15 protein-coding genes and 3 pseudogenes are annotated in these 19316 nt (G+C 72.4%); all 18 read right to left on the bottom strand.

Annotation, left to right across the window (positions count from 1 at the left end; translation table 11 throughout):
- Window positions 1–13 precede the first annotated feature (13 nt).
- Window positions 14–1633 carry a class I adenylate-forming enzyme family protein gene (locus AC0T5L_RS16360; RefSeq protein ID WP_476166344.1) on the bottom strand — a complete coding sequence of 540 codons (1620 nt, stop codon included), beginning with the start codon at window positions 1631–1633 and terminating at the stop codon, window positions 14–16.
- The gene (locus tag AC0T5L_RS16355) at window positions 1569–3461 is read right to left on the bottom strand and encodes a CoA transferase (RefSeq protein ID WP_476166343.1); all 1893 of its coding nucleotides are present in this window, start codon (window positions 3459–3461) and stop codon (window positions 1569–1571) included. Before AC0T5L_RS16355 ends, AC0T5L_RS16360 begins: the two co-directional genes overlap by 65 nt.
- Window positions 3458–5065, bottom strand: coding sequence for a class I adenylate-forming enzyme family protein (locus AC0T5L_RS16350; protein ID WP_476166342.1), 1608 nt, complete (start codon window positions 5063–5065; stop codon window positions 3458–3460). Before AC0T5L_RS16350 ends, AC0T5L_RS16355 begins: the two co-directional genes overlap by 4 nt.
- Window positions 5062–6426: a protoporphyrinogen/coproporphyrinogen oxidase gene (locus AC0T5L_RS16345; protein ID WP_476166341.1), complete on the bottom strand. Its 1365-nt coding sequence runs from the start codon at window positions 6424–6426 to the stop codon at window positions 5062–5064. The genes AC0T5L_RS16350 and AC0T5L_RS16345 overlap by 4 nt, the downstream gene beginning before the upstream one ends.
- The gene (locus AC0T5L_RS16340) at window positions 6423–7424 is read right to left on the bottom strand and encodes a UbiA family prenyltransferase (RefSeq protein WP_476166340.1); all 1002 of its coding nucleotides are present in this window, start codon (window positions 7422–7424) and stop codon (window positions 6423–6425) included. The genes AC0T5L_RS16345 and AC0T5L_RS16340 overlap by 4 nt, the downstream gene beginning before the upstream one ends.
- On the bottom strand, window positions 7421–8575 hold the full coding sequence (locus AC0T5L_RS16335) for a DegT/DnrJ/EryC1/StrS family aminotransferase (protein ID WP_476166339.1): 1155 nt from the start codon (window positions 8573–8575) through the stop codon (window positions 7421–7423). The genes AC0T5L_RS16340 and AC0T5L_RS16335 overlap by 4 nt, the downstream gene beginning before the upstream one ends.
- Window positions 8572–9777 carry a DegT/DnrJ/EryC1/StrS family aminotransferase gene (locus AC0T5L_RS16330; RefSeq protein ID WP_476166338.1) on the bottom strand — a complete coding sequence of 402 codons (1206 nt, stop codon included), beginning with the start codon at window positions 9775–9777 and terminating at the stop codon, window positions 8572–8574. The genes AC0T5L_RS16335 and AC0T5L_RS16330 overlap by 4 nt, the downstream gene beginning before the upstream one ends.
- An 83-nt stretch (window positions 9778–9860) precedes the next feature.
- Complete coding sequence (locus AC0T5L_RS16325; protein ID WP_476166337.1) at window positions 9861–10388, bottom strand: EF-hand domain-containing protein; 528 nt, start codon at window positions 10386–10388, stop codon at window positions 9861–9863.
- 182 nt (window positions 10389–10570) lie between these two features.
- On the bottom strand, window positions 10571–11041 hold the full coding sequence (locus AC0T5L_RS16320; protein ID WP_476166336.1) for a DUF6917 domain-containing protein: 471 nt from the start codon (window positions 11039–11041) through the stop codon (window positions 10571–10573).
- On the bottom strand, window positions 11038–12024 hold the full coding sequence (locus AC0T5L_RS16315; protein WP_476166335.1) for a Gfo/Idh/MocA family protein: 987 nt from the start codon (window positions 12022–12024) through the stop codon (window positions 11038–11040). The genes AC0T5L_RS16320 and AC0T5L_RS16315 overlap by 4 nt, the downstream gene beginning before the upstream one ends.
- Window positions 12021–13160 carry an Ldh family oxidoreductase gene (locus AC0T5L_RS16310; protein WP_476166334.1) on the bottom strand — a complete coding sequence of 380 codons (1140 nt, stop codon included), beginning with the start codon at window positions 13158–13160 and terminating at the stop codon, window positions 12021–12023. Before AC0T5L_RS16310 ends, AC0T5L_RS16315 begins: the two co-directional genes overlap by 4 nt.
- On the bottom strand, window positions 13157–14440 hold the full coding sequence (locus AC0T5L_RS16305; protein ID WP_476166333.1) for a M20/M25/M40 family metallo-hydrolase: 1284 nt from the start codon (window positions 14438–14440) through the stop codon (window positions 13157–13159). Before AC0T5L_RS16305 ends, AC0T5L_RS16310 begins: the two co-directional genes overlap by 4 nt.
- A complete protein-coding gene (locus AC0T5L_RS16300) occupies window positions 14437–15342 on the bottom strand; it encodes a sugar phosphate isomerase/epimerase family protein (RefSeq protein ID WP_476166332.1) in 906 nt (301 codons plus the stop codon). The genes AC0T5L_RS16305 and AC0T5L_RS16300 overlap by 4 nt, the downstream gene beginning before the upstream one ends.
- On the bottom strand, window positions 15326–16339 hold the full coding sequence (locus AC0T5L_RS16295) for a Gfo/Idh/MocA family oxidoreductase (protein WP_476166331.1): 1014 nt from the start codon (window positions 16337–16339) through the stop codon (window positions 15326–15328). The genes AC0T5L_RS16300 and AC0T5L_RS16295 overlap by 17 nt, the downstream gene beginning before the upstream one ends.
- 298 nt (window positions 16340–16637) lie before the next feature.
- Window positions 16638–16955 carry a hypothetical protein gene (locus tag AC0T5L_RS16290; protein ID WP_476166364.1) on the bottom strand — a complete coding sequence of 106 codons (318 nt, stop codon included), beginning with the start codon at window positions 16953–16955 and terminating at the stop codon, window positions 16638–16640.
- A gap of 276 nt (window positions 16956–17231) precedes the next feature.
- A pseudogene (locus AC0T5L_RS16285) lies at window positions 17232–17696 on the bottom strand (FAD-dependent thymidylate synthase); the annotation flags it as partial.
- A gap of 267 nt (window positions 17697–17963) precedes the next feature.
- A pseudogene (locus AC0T5L_RS16280) lies at window positions 17964–18596 on the bottom strand (LAGLIDADG family homing endonuclease); the annotation flags it as partial.
- 201 nt (window positions 18597–18797) lie between these two features.
- Window positions 18798–19139: pseudogene (locus tag AC0T5L_RS16275) on the bottom strand (FAD-dependent thymidylate synthase); the annotation flags it as partial.
- Between the last annotated feature and the right edge of the window lie 177 nt (window positions 19140–19316).

Below are 19316 nucleotides of genomic sequence, written 5' to 3'. Positions count from 1 at the left end.
GGTGTTCGGTCGGTCAGTGGTGCGCGGCCTCGGAGGCGACGCGGGACAGGGTGGCCGTGCAGACCTTCCCGGTCGGACCGAGCGGCAGTTCGGGCAGGACGAGCACGTGTTCGGGGAGCGAGCGGGTGTCCAGGCCGCGTTCGTCGCGCAGGAAGGCGAGCAGTTCCCGCGGGGTGGGCGGAGCGGCTCCCGCCACGGGCGAGACACAGGCGCACATGCGCTCGCCCAGGTCGGGGTCGGGCACCGGTACGCAGTGGGCCTCCGCGAGGAGGGGGTGGGCACCGAGTTCGCGCTCCACCTCGGCCGGAAAGATGTTGGCCCCGCCCCGGATCACCGTCCGGCGCAGGCGGTCCACCACCCACAGCGCGCCGTCGGGGTCCAGACGGCCCAGGTCGCCGGTGCGCACCCACCCGCCCGGTGCCCGGCGCTCGGCGTCCAGGTCGGGCGCGGCGACGTGGCACAGCGGTGTCATCGGGCCCAGGGCCCAGATCTCGCCGGTCTCCCCCGTGGGGACCGGACGGCCCCGGGGATCACGGATACTCACCTGGGCCACGTCCGCTGCGGGGTAGCCGGCCATCCCCGGCTCCCAGTCCTGCGGGCGGCGCCCGGTGTGGCAGTTGACCCCGTCGGTGGAGCCGTAGACGTTGACCACCGGCCGGTCGAAGCGTGCCGCGCAGGCGTCATGGACCTCCCGGTGCAGCGGCGCTCCGCTGGCCACCACCATGCGCAGGGACGAGGTGTCCGCCCGCTCGGGTAGCGAGGCGATCCGCCGCAGCATCGTGGGAACCCCGATCAGGTGGGTGGGGCGGTGCCGTTCGATCGCGCGCAGCGCGGCGGCCGGGTCGAAGCGGGGCAGCACCACCAGGGTTCCGCCGTGCCGGGCCAGAGTCACCGGCACCCCGCAGGAACCGAAGGACGAAGCCAACGAGACGAGGAGCAGACCGCGCATCGGTCCGGGGCCCGTGCGCAGTGCCGCCACGTAGTTGCCCCGTCCGCCCGCCATGGCGTTGTGCGTGTAGGCGACCATCGCGGGGTCCCCCTCCGAGCCCGAGGAGACCAGGACGCGGGCCGGGGACTCGGGGTCGGGCCGCGCGGGACGCCAGTCCCGGATCGCCCCAGGGTCGGGCTGGTCCAGGCTGCGCGCCCCGAGGCGGGTCGGGCCGAACGTCCACACCTGGCGCAGGTGCGGCAGGTCCGTCCGGCGGACCTCCTCCACCCTGTCCGGGCCGGTGATGAGGGCTACGGCCCGGGAACGGCCCAGCAGGCTGTGCACGTCGGCAGGGGAACGCCCGTCGGGAACGGGCATCGAGACCGCGCCCACGGCGGCGACGGCGAGCTCGGCCACGGCCGCCTCGCGTCCGTTGGGCAGCAGGACGCCGACGACGTCCCCCGCTGCCCTCCCCGCGGCGGCCAGCGAGGCGGCGGCGCACCGCACCCTCTCGTCGAGCCCGGCGTAGTCGAGCGTGCCGCGGTCGTCGATGACGGCCGCCCGGTCGGGATGGGTGCGCGCGTGCTCGTGGAACAGGGTGTACAGGTCCCTGCCCGGGCACCAGCCCCGGGCGGTCCACTCAGCGCGCAGGTCCGGCGGTACGAGGTCGGTCAGCGCCAGTCCGTTGGACGAGGTCCACGTCATCTGGTCTCCGAAAGAGGTCGGCGGGTCTGTCAGGGCTGGGTGCGGCCGGCCGCGCCGTGGCCGGGGTGAAGCTCCACGGGGCCCGGAAGCAGGACGTACCGTCGACCGTGTCCAGGGCCTGAGCGAACTCCGGTGCGGCGGCCATCGCCGCCAGGTCGCCGGCCGGTGCGTGACCGCCCCGGTCCTCGCGCGCGGTGCCGCGTCCGGTGCGGCGCAACAGTCGGGCGGCGTCCGCCAGGGCGGTCCGGGCCCCCGTCCCGGAGCCGGTGCGGGCACGGGCCAGCAGCGCGGCCACCGCCCCTTCGGCCGCGATGATCCCGCCGAGCACGTCGGTCAGGGTCAGCAGGGACGGCGAGGGCTCCTCGCCGGGTCCGGACAGGAGGTCGGCCACTCCGCCATAGGCCTGGACCAGGTAGTCGGTGGCCAGGGTGCCGGGTTCGGGAGCCTCCTCGGCCCACCCGTCGGCGTGGACGTGGACCAGGCCCGGGGCGAGGCCGGCGAGGTCGTCGGGCCCCAGGCCGAACCGCTCGGCCCGGCCTGGCGGCCAGTTGTACAGCAGGACGTGGGCCGTGGCGGCCAGGTCCCGCGCGACGCGGCGCCCGGACCCGGTCCTGAGGTCGGCCTCGACCACGCCCTTGCCCCGGTTCAGGGCGAGGAACCTGGCGGAGCGCTGCCCCGCCATCGGCGGCACACCACGCATCGGGTCGCCGCCCGGCGGCTCTATACGCACCACCTCGGCGCCGAGCATGCCGAGCAGCAGCCCGGCGAGCGGTCCCTGTATCCGGTTGGTGGCCTCCACCACGCGCAGCCCGGACAGGGGCGCGGTCCCGTCGGGGGCGAGCGGCGGCAGCCCGGGGGGACGGCGGCCCGTACCGCCTGCCGCGCGCAGCCGCCACTCCGGGGGCGGGGACGGCCCCTCCGCCTTTGCGGCGGCGCGGATCGGGGCGATACTCACTCCGGTACGCCGTGCCGCGGAGCGCACCAGGGAGAAGTCCGTGGCGGCTGCCGTGGCCGCCAGCTCCGGCGGCAGCGGGCACACCGCGGTGGCGAAGCGCCGTTGGAAGGACGGCCACCCGGCGGCGATCACGGCCGGGGCGGCTCCCAGGTCGGTCCAGAACCGCAGCCACGCCTCGGCGTCCAGGGTCTCGACCTCGAAGCGTGTCCCGTCAGCGGAGCGGAACGGAGGGGTGGGACCGGCCCCGGGCGCGGACTCCCCCTCACCCGTCGCGGACGGCCCGGCACCTGACACGAGCGGTTCCCGCCCCGGCACGGACGGCTCCTGGCCGTGGGCGGACGGCCCGTCGGCATCAGGCCCGGTGCCGGGCGCGGTGGCCGCGGCGATGTGGGGGCCCGCCGCCACCAGGGCGGCCTGGGCGGCCGAGACGGACGCGGCCAGAACCGGCCCTCCGCGCACCAGGGCCAGCGCTGAGGCCGCCACCGCCTGCGCGGCCAGTACACCCGCGCACACCGAGGCGTAGTCCACACCGAGGAACCGGGGGCCGCCGCGGGCACGGCCGTGCAGATGGGCGAGCCCGCAGACGGCCTGCACGTCACGCTCGTCCTCCAGTGGCGACGCGACCGGACCGGACCAACCGAGAGCGCAGGTGACCGGCACCGCCAGCGGGGCACCGGAACTCCCTGGGACGCGCAGCAGGCCGATCCACCCGGCCGGGGCTCCCGGGGGCGGGCCCCCGCCCAGCCGGTAGACGGCGCAGCCGAGCGCCTCCAGGCGCGCCGCCGCCACCCTCAGCACGACCGAGTCCCCCATCGCGTGCGCGACGGCTCCGGCCAGCGGGAGCACGGCCGTGTCCGCAGGTCGCGCCGTCACGTCCACCGTCCCGTACCGCAGGTGTCGGGGCGCAGGCCCATACGGTCGCGCAGCACGATCCGGCGAACCTTACCGGTGCCCGTGCGCGGCAGCCCGTCCCACGTCGTGACCACGGGGTCGGCGAGTTCGGGCAGGTCGGCGACGGCGTGCCGCCACGCCTCGGTGTCGAGCCGACCGTCCTCGGTGACCACCACCGGTACCGGGGGGCCGCCCGGAACGCTGAGGACGACGCACTCCAGCACCTCGGGCAGACGGTCGTCCACGACGTCCTCCACCTCCAGGCAGCCGCCCTCGCGCAGGACGTCCACCTCGCGGTCCACCAGCCGCACCCCGCCGGTGCGGGTGATGACCCCGACGTCGCCGGTGTTCCACCACTCTCCCACCAGCTTGGACCGCCACCGGCCCTCCTCGCCGACGTAGCCCAGGCACAGGGCCTCGGTACGGCAGAACAGCAGGCCCGGCACGCCGGATGGGACGGGACGCATGGTGCGCGGGTCCACAGCGCGCAGCCGGGTGCGGGTGGGCACCGGGCGGCCCAGGTCGCGGGTGGTCGGATGGCGTTCCCGCCCCCGGGCCAGTGCCCGACGGGTGAGGAAGCGGAAGGTCAGCGGCCCGGTCTCGCTCTGGCCCCAGCCCTGCATCCACACCGGGCGCCTGTGCCCGGTGGCGCTGAGAAAGGTGCGTACGGTCGACGGGTGTACGGCGTCGAAGGTGCTGGTGTAGAGACGTACCCGGTCGAAGGGGCCGTCCTCCCGCGCCGCCCGGTCCTGCCAGTGCACGAAGGTGGCGGGTTGGGCCTCCAGGGTGGTGGGGCGGTACCGGTGCAACAGCGGTCCGGCCTCGGCCCAGTCGGCGCCGGTAACCACCGACAGCGCTGCCGGGGACAGCCACAGCACGCCCGCGGTCCAGGCGAGCGCGCGGCCGTGCGCGAAGGAGAACGCCGCGGTCACCGTGTCGTCGGGCCGACTGCCCAGCACGGGCCAGCGGTGCGATTCGAACCCGGCCAGGCGGCGCATGATCGTGCGGGTGGAGTGCGTGACCAACTTCGGCACCCCGGTGGTACCGGAGGTGTGCATGATCGCCAGGGGCGCGTCCAGGGGCGGCCTCCGCGGCGGCGGAGCGGAGGTGCCGCGCACGTCGTCCAGGCACAGGGCGCGCTCGGCCGGGCCGTCGACGACCAGGGTGCGGGCGGCGTGCACCGCGGGGTCCGCCCCCGCTTCCCCGGCCTCGGCCAACAGCGCCGCGTCGGTGACCAGCAGCCTCGGGTCCAGCCGCTTGAGCAGAACCTCCAGGGCATGGGGCTCCAAGTGCGCCGACAATGACGCGGGGACCGCGCCCAGCCGTGCGGCGGCACAGTTCAGCAGCACGTAGTCCCAGTGGTTGCGCTTGGCGATCGCGACACGGTCGCCGGGCAGGACACCGGCCGCGGCGAGCCAGCCCGCGGCCTCGCGCACCAGCTCGGCCGCCCCGGGCACGTCCAGTTCGGTGCCCAGGCCGGGGGCGATGTCCAGGGGTCTGCTCAGGTGCACGGCGGTGGCGACGCCGCGCACGGCCAGGTCGTCGAAGAGGGTGCCCAGATGGATGGGCTTGGTGAACAGTGTCATCTGGCTTCCTTGGAAGTCGGGGCGGGGGTCGCGGCCGTGCGGCCGAGGAAGGCGAGCACCCGCTCGGCGGCCGGCTCGGCGGAGGAGACCGCCCCCTCGCTGCACGGGCGCAGCGCGATCCAGTCCCCGGCGTAGTCCACGGCCGTGAGGGGGCGGGCGGCGAAGGCGGCGCGTACCCCCAGCGCGCGCGGCCCCGCCGCGGGCAGCCCGTGCCGGAAGCGGTGCACTCGGACCTCTTCGACACGGTCCGACAGACCGGGGACGAGGCGTTCGGCGCGCACGGTGAGCAGCTCCGCCACCTCCTCGTCGGGGGCGTCGAGGAGTTCGGCGGCACCCCGCGGCGAGGCGACCAGCGAGACCAGGCCCCGACCGGCCGGCGCCCTCCCCGGGTGCTTGTTGTGGTCGGCGGTGACCACGTTGAGCAGCGGGTCCTCCGCGGCGGGCACCAGGGTGGCGAAGCCGCCCCGGGCCCCGGCCGGGGACATGGGGCGGTCCAGCATCAGGGAGACCCTGAGCATGGGTGCGTACTCGCACGCGTCGAGGTAGGCGCGCTCGGCCCGGGTCGCTTCGGGGTGCAGCCGCGCCGCGATCGGGGCGGGCACCGCCAGCACCGCCGCGCGGGCGGTGACCGGGCCCGCCGGGGAGTCCAGCCTGACCCCGTCGGGGACCGTGGCCACACCGGTCACCGGGTGGTCGGTGGCGACGTCGAGCCGGCCGGCCAGGGTTCGCGCGAGGGTGTCCATGCCGTCGCGGTAGGTACGCCAGTGGGCGGTGCTGCCCGCGGAGACCAGGTGCGCGGCGAAGGGGGCGGCGGCCGTCCGCTCCGGGTCCCAGCCGAAGAACCCGGCGGCCAACGGGCCCAGCAGCCGGTCACGCAGTTCCTGGTGGTAGGGGCGCAGAAGGTCGGCGAGGGTGCGTGTACCCAGAGGGGAGCGCTCGGGGCGTTCGGGGTCCGGTGCGGCACCGGCGAGCAGGAATTGCAGGCGCAGAAGATCGGCCCGTGCGCGCAGGGACAGCCCCGCCCCGGTGAGCAGCCCCAGCGCGCGTCCCGTGTGCGGCCGGGCACGGCCGCCGCGCCACGACGCCAGGGCACCGCGGACCCGTGTCACCGCGCCCCGGTCGGCGTCCAGGCCGAGGTCGGAGATCAGTCTCCAGGTGGCCGGATAGGCGGCGGCCGGGGGCAGCATCTCCGCGCCGGTGTCGATCAGGAAACCGTGCTCTCGCAGGGTACGCATCCGGCCGCCCACGGCGTCGGCGGCCTCCAGGACCCGCACGGAGCACCCCGCCAGGGCCAGCGCGTGGGCCGTGGCCAGGCCGGCGGGCCCGGCGCCGACCACGGCTACGTCGAGTACCTCGCTCACGCGGCGGCCCCCAGGAGCATCGGGGCGAGCAGGTTCGCGGCGATCAGCAGGACCACGGTGGCCCTGTGGGTGTGGATGGCCAGGCGCCGGGCGCGCAGGATGTCGCCGCGCACGAAGCCCATCACCAGCTGGGTCACCCGCATCACGAAGACGGGGGCGAGTACGACGGGGAACCACCACGGGGCGATCCCGGTCAGGGTCGAGACGGAGATGAGCAGGCTCTCGGCCGCGGTCGCCGCGATGATGAAGGCGGTGTTGAGCTGTCGGGGCATCAGCGCGGCGACGGTGATCCGCCCCGCGGAGCGGTCGCCGTCGGCGTCGTTGGTGTTGGAGTACAGGCCGAACAGCATCGGGCCGAACCCGAACAGCAGCGCCTGGACCACGACGAAGCCGCTCAGCTCTCCGGCGAGCAGCCCGTAGGGCACCAGCACCCAGCCCACGCCCAGGCCGATCAGGAAGACCTCCTGGAAGCCCCGGTAGCTGATCTTGAGCCCCCAGGAGTACTGGACCGAGGCGACGACGCACAGGGCGGCCAGCGCGATCGCCCACGTGGGCCGGTGCGGGGCGGCCAGCACGACCAGGGTCCACAGCACCGCGCTCGCCCCGGTCGCCGCCCAGGCGAAGCGCAGTGCCTGTGGCTCGGTGAGCGTTCCGGCGACGAGGGGTTTGCGGGCCAGTCTGCGGCGGGCCGCGTCCGATCCGTAGTTGGCCGCGTCGCTGCCGTCCCGGTACCCGGTGACGTCGTCGAAGGCGACCATCGCGGCCACCACCGCCACCTCGGCGAGCAGGATGAGGACGAGCAACCCCAGCGTGCCCGGTTGCCAGCGCAGCGCGGGCGCCAGCATGGCCAGCACCAACGGCAGGCCGATGTAGTAGTCGACGATGTCGAGTTTGGCCAGCCGCGCGTAGGCGGCCAGGGTGCCGCGGGCGGGCGGGGGCGTCCGCGCGGCCGCGGCGGGTGACTCGGTGACGGGTGGCTCGGTCGTGTGCTCGGTCATCTGGTCGTCCTCCTCATCCGGCGGGCGAACGCGCACACGGTGTCGGCGATGTGCTCCACCTCGGTGTCGCTCAGGTGCGGGTAGAGGGGCAGGGAGATGTTGCGCCGTGCCGCCGACTCCGCGTTCGGCCAGTGCCCGCCCGGCGACGCGTACGGGGCGAACGCGGGCTGCGCGGGCAGTATCCGCGGGTAGTACACGTGGGTGTGGACTCCGTGAGCGGCCAGGTGCGCGCGTAGCTCGTCACGCTGTTCCGTCAGGAGCGTGTAGACGTAGTGGCAGCGCCCGTCTCCGCCCACGGGCGGCGCCGTGATCCCGGTTCCGGCCAGCGACGCGAACCGGGAGGAGTAGTACGCCGAGACCTCGGCCCGGCGCTCCAGCCGTGCGTCCAGCCCCTCCAGCCGGTGCAGCTGGAAGGCGGCCATCACCTCGTCGAACCGGCTGTTGTAGCCGACGTGGTGGTGGAGGAAGCGGTGCTCACCGTCCTGGCCGTGGTTGCGCAGCATCCGCACACGCGTGGCGAGTGCGGTGTCGCCGGTGACCACGGCACCGCCCTCACCCGGCATGCCGAATGTCTTGACCTGTACGAACGAGTAGACACCGGCGTCGCCCCACAGCCCCGCGGGGCGGCCCTGGAGCACCCCGCCCTGGGCCAGCGCGGAGTCCTCGACCAGGCGCAGCCCGTACTGGTCGGCCAGCTCCCGGTACCGGGGCATGTCCGCCATCATCGAGAACACGTGCGCGGGCATGAGCGCCTGGGTACGCCCGGTGACGGCCGCCTCCGCCGCGGCCGGGTCCATGGTCAGCGCGACCGGGTCGACGTCGGCGAAGACCGGGTGCGCGCCGCACCCGATGACGGTGCTCGCCAATGGCGCGCAGCCGAAGGCCGGTACCACCACCTGGTCGCCGGGGCCCACCTCCATGGCGGCCAGGACCAGGGTGAGCGCCGATGTCCCGCTGGAGCAGGTGACGGCGTCGGCCACGTTCAGCCGGTCACGCAGCGCGCCCTCGAATCCGGCGGTGCGGTCGCCGAGGATGAATTTCTGCGCGGCGCTCGTCCCGGTCTCGTGGACGGCCTCCAGCAGGGCGTCGCGGTCGGCCTCGAACAGGTCCGGGGGGAAGAACGGGATGTCCCGCGTGGTCGTCGTGGTCACTGGCGCCCCCGAACGTAGAAGTCCTCGATCTCGTCGCAGACGCGGTCCACCTGCGCGTCGGTCAGATCAGGGTGGAGCGGGAGCGCGACCGCTGCCTCGCACGCGGCCTCGGCGCGGGGGAAGTCGCCCGGTGCGTGCCCCAGGTGCGCGAAGCACGGTTGCAGGTGCAGTGGGACCGGGTAGTAGGTTTCGGTCCCGATACCGGCCGCGGCCAGGTGGGCCACCAGGTCGTCGCGCTTTTCGGCCTCGACGAGGTGGACGTAGACGACCCGCCCTCCGCCTGGGTGTGGCACGGCGTCGCCGGGCACGGTGCGTACCCCCGGCACGTCCCGCAGGCGGGAGTCGTAGCGCGCTGACAGCTCCGCCCTGCGGGCGATACCGGCGTGGAGCCGGGTGAGCTTGGCCAGGAGCACGGCGGCCTGGATGTCGTCCATCTTGCTGTTGCAGCCAGGAAGGACCGTCGGGTTGGCGATACCGGGGAAGTCGTCCAGGGTCCGCCCGGAGCGGCCGTGGTGGCGCAGTGCCCGCGCGGTCTCGGCGATCCGGTCGTCGTCGGTGAGCAGCGCACCCGCGTCGCCGATCGCGCCGAGTGTCTTGGCGGGGAAGAACGACAGCACCCCTCCGGCGCTGAGCAGCCCTGCGTGTGTACCGTGCAGCCGCATACCGATCGCCTCGGCGCTGTCCTCCAGCACGGTCAGCCCGTGGCGTCGGGCGACCTCCTGCACACCCGCCATGTCGGCCAGCCGGTCGAACAGGTGCACCGGCATGACCATCCGGGTTCGGGAGGTGACCGCCGCGTCCACCGAGTGCGGGTCGATACCGTACCCCTGTTTCTCGATGTCGGCGAAGACGGGGACGCCGCCGGCGAGCACCACCGCGCTGGCCGTGGCGACGAAGGTGTAGGCGGGAACGATCACCTCCTCTCCAGGACGCAGCCCCGCGGCGCGCAGCAGCAGTACCAGTGCGTCGGTCCCGGAATTAACGCCGACCACGTGCCGTGCCCCGGTCCAGAGGGCCAGTTCACGTTCGAATTCGGCGACCATCGCGCCGTGCGAGAACTTTCCCCGGTCCATGACGCGGAGACAGTTATCGCGAATTTCTGGCCACAGCTTCCGGAAGGTTTCCGACTGATCAAAAAAGGGGACGGGAAACCGTGCTCTCCCCGGGTGCTCGGCCTCGGGGGGTGAAAGCGTTCTCTTCACGTTTTATGTTTCTGTACCTCGGAGAGGGGGTGAGGGGTCGGGGCCCGGTCGCGGCGCGGGAGCGCCGCGACCGGGCAGGGGGCTCAGCTTCCGAGGAGGGGGATGTCGTTCTTGCCGAGGTGGTAGTCGCGGACCGCGGCGACCAGCTCGGCGGTGGACAGCTTGCCGCTGCCGTCGGCGTCCAGGTCGGCGAATGCCTGGGCGGACCCGCTCTCGTCGATGCCGATGGCGTCGAACCACTTCTCCATCTCGCTCGGGCTGACCTCACCGTCGCCGTCGACGTCCAGCACGTCGACGATCGCCTGGATGGTCGGCTGGACGACGGTGGCGAACCCGGCGTCGCCCTTGCTGATGATCTCCCGTTCGGCGACCGCGACGAACTGCTCCTGGCTCATCCGATCGGTGTCCGCGCTCTGGGCCAGGAGGTCGAACATGGCCAGGTACGCCTCCTTCAGCGCCTCGCCCTTGGCGGTGCCCTCGGCCCCCAGGCGCGAGAGGATGCCGTTCGCCTCGCTCTCGAAGTCCGAGCGCTCGATCACCCCGTTGCCGTTGGCGTCCCAGAGGCGGAAGCGCTCCTCGAGCCTGCTGTTGGCCTTGGTTGCAGTCGTCATTGATTTACCCTCACATTCAACGCGAAAAAAGGATGTACGACGCCCTGTTCGAGTACAGGTAGGGCTTTCTCGGCCACGCCCGACCGAACCCTTTGCACTTCCATAGATTACCGGGAAACCTTCTCACACAAAAGGGGGGCAGAAGAACAACGTCGATACTATTTGATTTTTATATCGGACATTTATGTGTAAATACCGGATTCCTCTGGAACCGGGTCGGTCGGCGTACCTCGCTCCGCGCCGTCCGGGACGCCCTGGCGGAACACCAGAGGCTCCCCCGCGGCCAGCGACAGGTCCCGTCCTGTCGGTACCGGGTCGGCGTGGACCAGCACGTTGTAGTGGTTGGGCAGGTGACAGCCGTCGAAGCCGAGCACCACCCCCACACGGCGGGGGCCGATCCACACCTCGTCGCCCCTGTCCACCACCCCCGCCGCGGTGATCTCCGCGAATCCGAGGAAGCCCACCCTGTCGATCCGGCCTCCCGGAGCGGTCTCGGTGTGGTCGGTGGCGACCAGCTCGTGCACTTCCCCCACGCGAACGCACCGGCTCGCGTGGGGTTCGAGCCGCATGCCCCGCTCGCTCCTTCGGTGCACCAGGACCTTCACCATCGTCGCGGTGATCTCCCGCTTGGGGCCGTCCTCGTACGGGTTCATCCCACGCCCTCCCGTGTCCGTTCCTCCCCGGCGGCCGTCTCCAGCCGGTAGGTGTCCCCGACCAACCGCAGCGCGGACGGTCCGCCCCCGTCCTCGACCAGACCGCCGAGCACCCGCCGTTCGAACTCGGCGAGTATCCCGACGTACTCGTGCCACAAGGACCCCTTGAACCCGGGGTAGCCAGCCAGCATGTCCGCCGTCAGCACCGCACCGTCGTCGGTGCGCACCTCGACGTCCTTGCGCTCGCCGGGGTGGGACCAGTCGAGCAGCACCCTGGCCCGGACTCCCACCCCTCGCCCGTCGTCCCTCGACGGACGGTCTCCGACCGCGGTCCCTTGTGCCCGCAGTCCGATATCGGCCCGCCGGTCGGTGCCCGCGGCGTCCCGGGTGATGTGCGCCGCCACCGCCTCGACCGGGCCGAGCAGTGTCTCGACCAGGTCGAACGCGTTGGGTCCGTTGTCGGCGACGCATCCCCCGCCGCACCGGTCCGGGTCGAGATACCAGGTGTCGGATCCGGCGTGCTCCTCGATCCGCTCCAGGTAGCGCACGGTCATCTCGGTGACCCGCCGCCCGGCCAGGTCCTCACGCAGCCGCGCGACCTCGGAGTTGTACCGGCGGTGGAAGGCGGTGAACAACGGGACGCCCCGCTCCCGGGCGAGCCCGGCGAGCGACTCCCCCTGGGCGGCGTCCAGCGCGAGCGGCTTCTCCACGCACACGGCCGCGCCCCGCTCCAGGGCGTCGGCGCAGATCCGGGCATGGGCGTCGTTGGGTGCGGTGACCACCACCGCGTCCGGAGCAGCCCGCTCCAGCATCCGCACGTGGTCGGTATAGCCCGGCACACCGGCCCGGCACGCGTCCAGCACGTCCGGTTCGCGGTCGCACACCGCGACCAGGTCCAGCCCGGGGACGGTACGCAGGGCGGTGAGGTAGAACCGGGAGATCACGCCGAGGCCGACCAGCCCGACTCGCAGCGGCGGCCTCATCGCGGAGCTCCCTGGACAGGCGGGGTCCGCAGCCCGGTCCGCTCGGCCAGCTCCACCAGCTCGGCGTGCAGTGACGCCTCCAGCGGCACGCCCTGGCGCCGCCGCTCCTTCGCCCGGTGGTACTCGTGCCAGCCGGGGTAGCGCACCGGCTCGGCCGGATCGGTCGGCGGGCACTCCAGCAGCGCGCCGAACAGCCCCTCCGCGTCGGCACCGCCGCCCTCTCGCAGGGCGTCGGGCGCGACGGCGGCGACGAAGAAGCCGATGTCGTCGTCGCGACCGCTCGGGCCGCCGTCGCCCGCGAGGGCGTCGGGGTGCGGTCCCAGCCCGGCACCGGGCACCATCGCGGCCAGCACCTCCACCATGAGCCCCAGGCCGAACCCCTTGTACCGGCCGTCCTGGCCACCCAGCCACATCAGGTGCGCCTGTCCGGCGTCGAAGGCGTGCGGATCGGTGACGGGCGCGCCCAGGTCGTCGCACAGCAGCCCTTCCGGCAGGGTCCGGTTCTCACGGGCCGCCTGGCGGACCCGGCCGGTGGGCGCGGCCGTGGTGCTCATGTCGAGCAGGAAGGGCGGGTGCCCGCCTGCCGGAGCAGCGACGCTGAGCGGGTTCGTGCCCAGCATCGCCACCGCGCCACCGGGCGGCCGGGCGATGCGCTGGCGTCCGCAGTTGCTGGCCACCAGGCCCACCATGCCGCGCTCGGCCGCGCGCAGCGCGTGGTATCCGGCACATCCCAGATGGGTGGCGCCGCGCACGGAGACCAGGCCGATACCGTGGCGCTCGGCACGCTCCGCGGCCTGGTCCATCGCCGCGCTCGCCACCCACAGGCCCAGCGCCCGGCGGGCGTCGAGGAGTACGGCGGCGCCCAGGTCTGTGACGGTACGGGGCTCGGCGACCGGATCGGCCCTGCCCTCGTCCAGCAGTGGCAGGTAGAGACGTGTCAGGTTGGCCAGGCCGTGCGAGCGCGGCCCGGCGAGGTCGCCGTGGCACAGCGCGCGCGCCGCCTCGGCGGCCCGGCCCGGTGGCAGGCCCCGGTGGGCGAACACCCCGGCGACGAAGGTGATCAGGTCGTCGTGGTCCACCCGCACGGCCCTCTGGTCCTGTGGGGCCCGCGGCGGGACGGGGGAGGTGGTGGTCACGGTTGTCCGTTCGTCTGGTCGGTGAAGGCGGTCAGGAGACGGGCCACCGCGTCGGCGAACTCGTCGAGCTCGGCGGCGCGCGCGAACTCGCCGTCGGCGTGCGCGTTGTTGGCGGCCAGGTCGCCGGGGCCCAGCACCACGGTGCTGGCTCCGGTGACACCGGACATCCAGATGGCGTCGCAGGTGAAGGCCGGTTCGTCCGGGGGCCACGGGTCGATCCCGGCGCGGCGCAGCAGGGCGTGCCCCCAGGGGTCGCGGTCGTCCAGCACGGGCAGACCGCGCTTGCGCCACTCCAGGCGGGTCAGGGCACGCGCGTCGGCGGCGGTCCGGTCGAACAGCGCCGTACCGGTGAAGGCCGCGCCGAACGCGTCCAGGCCCTCATCTAGCGCCTCGGTCAGCGCGGACTCCAGCGCGCGTCCCGCGGCGGCCCGGGCGTAGGAGAGGTTGAGCAGTAGCGCCCCGGTTCCGTAGACCCTGTTGTGCAGGGTGCCGGTGCGCAGTCCGGCCACACACACGGCTCCCGTCGCGGCGTGCGCGTCGAGCGCGCGTCCCAGGTGCTGGGCCAGGAATCCCAGCAGCACGGAGGCGTTGTGCCCGGTGTCCGGCCGGTCGTCCACCGCGTCGTCCCCGTGGACCGACAGCCGGGCGGTCATCGCCGCCGTACTGCGCGGAAGGGACCGCATCCGGGTGGGTTCGCAGAACACGTTGAGCCGACCGGTGTGGCCGCGTTCGACCAGCGGCCGGGTGCCCAGCACCCCCATGGCGCCGCCCTCCTCCCCGGCCACGGCCTGGATGAGCACCGCGACGTCGCGTCCCAGGGCGGGGCGCCGCTCGCGCGCGGCGCGCACCCCGGCCAGCAGCGCCACCGCCGGGCCCTTGGCATCGATGGCGCCGCGTCCGTGGAAGCACTCGCCGTCGAAGCCGACCGGCGGTCGCCCGGCGACCGTGTCCAGGTGCACGTTGAACATCACGGTGCGCTCCGCGGGCAGAGCCGGGCCCAGGCGCAGCACCAGGCTGGGTTGGCAGTCGAGGAAGGCGGGGTCGGACAGGGCCTCGCGCACGGAGGCCGGAACGTCCGAGCGGTCCATGTCGGCGGGATCGGCCGGGGCGTGGTGCACCACGCGAAAGCCGATCCCGGCGGCGGCGCGGGCGTAGGCGCGCTGGGCCTCGCGCAGGCGCGGCCGGGGGCCGTCCGAGCCGGTCTCCAGCGGTCCCGCGGTGGGTAGTTCCAGCAGCCGCAGCAGCAGGGTGCGGTCGTCGGGTGTGAGGGCCGAGGTCACAGGACCCCCTCCCGGCGCCGGGTCCCGGGCACCGCGCGCCAGGACTCGGCCGTGAGCCGCTCCAGCGCGCGCCCGTAGGCGACGAAGGCGGCATGGTCGCCGCGGCCGGGGTCGGCTCCCGAGGCCCGCAGGTGCGGACGCAGATGCAGGTGGGGTTCGATGGACAGCGCTTCGGCGTAGCCGTGCTCGGCCAACAGCCGCAGGCACTCGGCGACCCCGGCCTCGCCTGTACCGGGGAGTACGTAGCCGACCTCACCGCCGGGCCCGGTCACCGCGTCCTTGACGTGGACGTGCGCCACGTGGCCGACCAGGGCGCGCAGCATCTCCGGGGCACGGTATCCGTGGGCGACACCGTTTCCGGTGTCGAACAGCAGCCGCAGTGCCGGGCTGTCCACCTCGGCCAGCAGTTCCAGCATCCGCTCCGCGCTGTCGCCCGCCCAACCCGCGCAGTTCTCGTGCACCAGTACCAGCCCGGCGTCCTCGGCCCGCCGGGCCAATTCGCGCAGGCGTGTGCCGACCAGGTGCCTCCACACGGGCTCGGCCAGTCCGCCCGAGGGGTAGGACATGATCCTGACCAGCCGAGTGCCCAGCAGCGCGCAGCGCCGCGCCAGGACCTCCAGCTCGGCCAGGTCGAGGGCGAAGTCTCCGGTGGCGGGCCGTGACCAGTCCCCGATCCGGGAGGCGACGGCGACCACCTCGGTCCCGGAGTCCCGGATCTCCCGCGCGGCGCGGGCGAAGGCCCGCTCGTCCATCCCGGCGACCGGAACCGCGTCGACGGTGCGCAGTTCCAGACGGCTCCAGCCGAGCTCGGCCAGGGCGGCGAGCTGTCCGCCGAGTCCGGGCGCGGCCTCGTCCCCGATCCCGGCGGTTACCGGGGTGAGCTGTTCAGGCGCCGACGACACTGCCCACCCCCTGCCTCGGAGCCCCGGACGCGCACAGGTTCTTGGCCTCGGTGAGCAGCCGGACCGCTTCGATCTGGACCGGGAGGGTCACGGACGCGTCGCGGGATCGGGTGTAGCGGGCGTAGGCGGTCCGGATGAACGCGGGAAGCGCGTCGTCGGCGAAGACCGAGCGGATCGGCTCCCATCCCTGGGCCTCCACCCGCAGCTGGGCGGCCTGGTCGGCCGCGCTGCACGGATAGTGGCCGGTGAGCAGGGCCCTGTCGAACTCCAGCACGATCCTGCGCTCGCGCACGGGCGAGGACAGGTCCGAGTCGATCTGGCTGCGCACCCCCGAATGGTGCTCCAGGCCGAGCCGGGCGCGGCCCATCCGGGGCAGCCGACTCCGGTCGGTCACCATGTCCTCCAGGGAGGCCGAGGTGATGTCCGCTCCCCCGGCGAGGGTGATCACCACGGCCAGCGCGTGCGGTACCTCCACGTCGAAGGCGGTGGGATGGCCCGGCGCCTCGACGGTGCGAGTGAAGCGGGGCTTGTTCTGTAGCACCGTGATGGTGCGCAGCTCGCCGAAGGCCTTCCCCCGCAGGACCGCGCGCAGTCTCCGGGTGAGCGCGCTGTCCAGCCACTGGGTGGTGACGGTGATGTCCAGTCCCCAGCGCCGCCGAACGCGGGCGACGGCGGCCAACCCCACCAGGTCCAGGGCCAGCGGTTTCTCCACGATGACCATGCGGTAGCCGAGCCTCGCCAGGCGCTCCAGCAGGTCGGAGCGCAGATGCGGCGGGGTGCACAGGTGGACCACGGTGCTCTGCGGCGGCGCGTGGCGCGCCGCCTCCTCCGGGGAGTCGACCAGGAGCACTCCCTCGGCCGACGTCCGGAACGGGTCGAAACCCATGACCGGACCCGGGGCGAAGAGAGCGGGTTCCTGGGTCCGGGCCTTGGCGAGCGACGGCAGGTGCAGCCCTTCTCCCGATCTGCCCAGACCGACGACGAGGGTATGCAGCATAACGGACGGGCACCTTTCCGATTCTCTTCCTTGCGCCGTTCGACACGCCTCTGCGGGCACACCGACCGCGCGTTCCCCACCAACTGTCGACCACCACACCGAAAGCGTCAAAAAAGAGAACATGCCCCCAAGTCCAAAACCCCGGAAACGGGCATGCTGCCACCCCAGAAGAGAAAGGAGCATAAAGAATAAAGTCCATTATGGTGGTTTTGTCGCCAGCCCTGGAGCGCCAGGTCCGACCCGCCGTCCACCACGCGGTGCCGCGGCCGCCGTCCAGTGGCCGCGGCACCGGTCCGGGTCAGGACACCGAGAAGCTGAACATCCCGCTGGGGGGAGCGTGCCAGCCCTGGTCCGGAGCGACCGCGACCCCCGGTCCCAGGCAGGACATTCCGGCGTGCATACGCACGTCGGAGTCGGTGAGGTTGATCAGGACGTGCGCGGTGGCCGGGAGGCGGTGGCAGCTGCCCTGCGCGGGGTCGGGGTAGTGCCGCAGGTCCTCCGCCTCGGTGGTGAACACCACGACCTCCCCGGTCGCGGCGTGCGCCGGCGCGGCACCCACCATGGTCCCGCCCGCCGCGAACGCGAGCGCCGCCGCAGCGGACACCAAAGCCTTCATTCCGATTGCCTCCATTTCCGTTTCGTACTTTTCGTGTCAGTTTGATCCGCGTAGATCACTGATACGGCGGATCAACCCCCACCATCCTCACGCCAAACCACCGCAAAGGCCAGGAAGATTTCAGGAAGACAGTGAATTTCGGACCGCCAGCACCCCGTGGAGGGCAGCAGAAAACACAAAACGGAAAAATGTAGGAAAGTACGATTTTTTAGTGAAGCACCGACTTCAGAACGCACAAAAAAAGCCCGCCCCGAAGGGCGGGCACGGCTACGCCGATCAGACCTTGCGCCACTGGGGCACCCAGGCGCCGTCCTGTACCTCGTAGTCACCGAAGAGCGCCGGGGCCTCCTCCTGCAAGGCCCGGCCGATGAGGTGGAACAGCAGGCGGATCTCCTCCTCGGCTCCGGGCGCGGTGCGCGCCTCCAGGGTGTGGCGCAGGGTGCGCACGTTCGCGGTCCACACCAGGCCGGTCGCCACACCCTCGGGGGCGAAGCGGCGCATGAACGAGGTCCTGTGCTTCTTCTCGGAGAACTTCACCCCCTCCTCGTCCAGGCCGAAGTGGTCGGCCATCCAGAGCTGGAACTCCTCCATCTGCTGGAGCATCGCGGTGGCGCGCTCCATCAGCTCGGGGTCGTCCTCGGCCCAGTCGGGGAACCAGAACGGCAGGTCGCTCAGGCGCACGAAGCGCAGCGACTCCTGCGAGACGGCCACACCCGGGCGGTGCCGGATGAGTTCGTGGGTGTTTCCCGAGACGACGGGCTTCCCATTGCGGCGCACCCACAGAAGGCCGTTGGGCACCTTCACGCAATGGATGCGACCGCTGTAATGCTCCATCTGGTCGTTGTAGCCATCAGCGTTCCAGTAACGGCTGGGCCTGGTACGACCGGTGTTGACCAGAGGGTGGGAGCGCTTACTGAGAAGCGAGACGACGTAGCAAGGACGCAGGTTGTTGAAGCGTTGCCCGCTGGGCATGACGCGCTCAAGCCCTACCCTGTCGTCGAGGCGAACGTTGGCGGACAGGCCCGCCTTGATGGCAAGCACCTGAAGGTCGTCTGCGAGCTCACGGGAGCAGGTGTAGATGACACGATGACCGTTTTTCTCGTGTACGGTCCCGTCTCCCTCGACCATCGCGTCCAAGAAGGTGGCGATGGTTTCCGGTTCCCAGCCATGTACCATCTCGGGCACGTACTTCTCGTGTGAGTGTCCGAGCTCAGCCAGGAAGTCCCGCAGGGCAGCGGACTGAGTGCGCACATCTCCGTGGCCGTTTTCGGGTACATAGGCGGGAAGCCCCATCTCCTCGATGGTCCGGCGCATCTTCTCCAGGCCAGGTCCACGGTTCTGGGCCAGAACAATCTGGTGGCCGTTGATGCTCCCCTCAGCAATGAAGTAGCCGAGGAAACGCGCGAAGGCCTCGGTCGGCAGGGAAACGGCCGGATAGTGCCGGGTGCCCTGCGTACCCGTGTCCTTTCGAACGAAGGTGCGCGTCGTCGCGGGAATCTCCACCCGCTCCGGGGTGTACCCACGCCACGTCGCGGCCTTCTGGTACTGGACTCGCTTATGCAGGATGTCCTCAGCGAACTCCACCCCGAAGTCCTGCTCGTCCCGTTTCGCTGCCTGAGTGTCGTACTTGCGGACCCACATGCGATGGTTCGGGGTCACCAGAAGATCGACCTGTTCGGAGGCGACACGGTACATCGGACCGTCGTAGTCGGCGTGGTAGACCTCTGTGGCCTGCTGGTATTCCAACTCCCCGTTGCGCGGGTCGAGGGTAGCGAACGTCTCGTCACCCTCGATCTTGGGCCAGGGAATCCAACCCTGGTCAGTCAGTACCTCGGTGTCGGAGTCGTAGCAGCACACGCGGGACACGTTGTGCAGCACGAAGCTGAAGCTGATGTGCTCCAGGACCGAGCCGTGCAGGCTGGCCAGGAGGTTGCCGAGGTAGGCGTCCTGGTCCTTGCGCACCCGGGTGACGTTGGGGTTCAGACCCGGCTCCCAGGAGCGGTAGCACAGCCGCCCGGCGAACTCGGCGAGGTTCTGCGGGTCGTTGAGGTGGGCGTCGAGTTCGCCGCGGTCGAACCGCTCCAGCCACGCCTCTCCCCCGACCTCCTTGAGGTAGTCGGTAACGGCGTCGTAGTCCACCTGCGGACGCGCCACCAGACGAACCTGCGGCTCGACCCTCTTCACAGCATGCCTCCCGTTCGTGATCCCGCTCCCACAGCGCACGCCTAACGGCCGTGACCAGGGATTCCATAGGCACGGGGGCGTGATGGGAGCAGGGGCTGACCAGCCTTCCCCGAGGGTACACGGGGCAGCGCGGGATCGGACCGGGCCCAGGAGGCCGGGCGGGCGAGGCGGGCGGGC

It is taken from the genome of Nocardiopsis sp. TRM 82005 (assembly GCF_056312425.1).
This window is presented reverse-complemented; position numbering and strand designations above follow the sequence as displayed.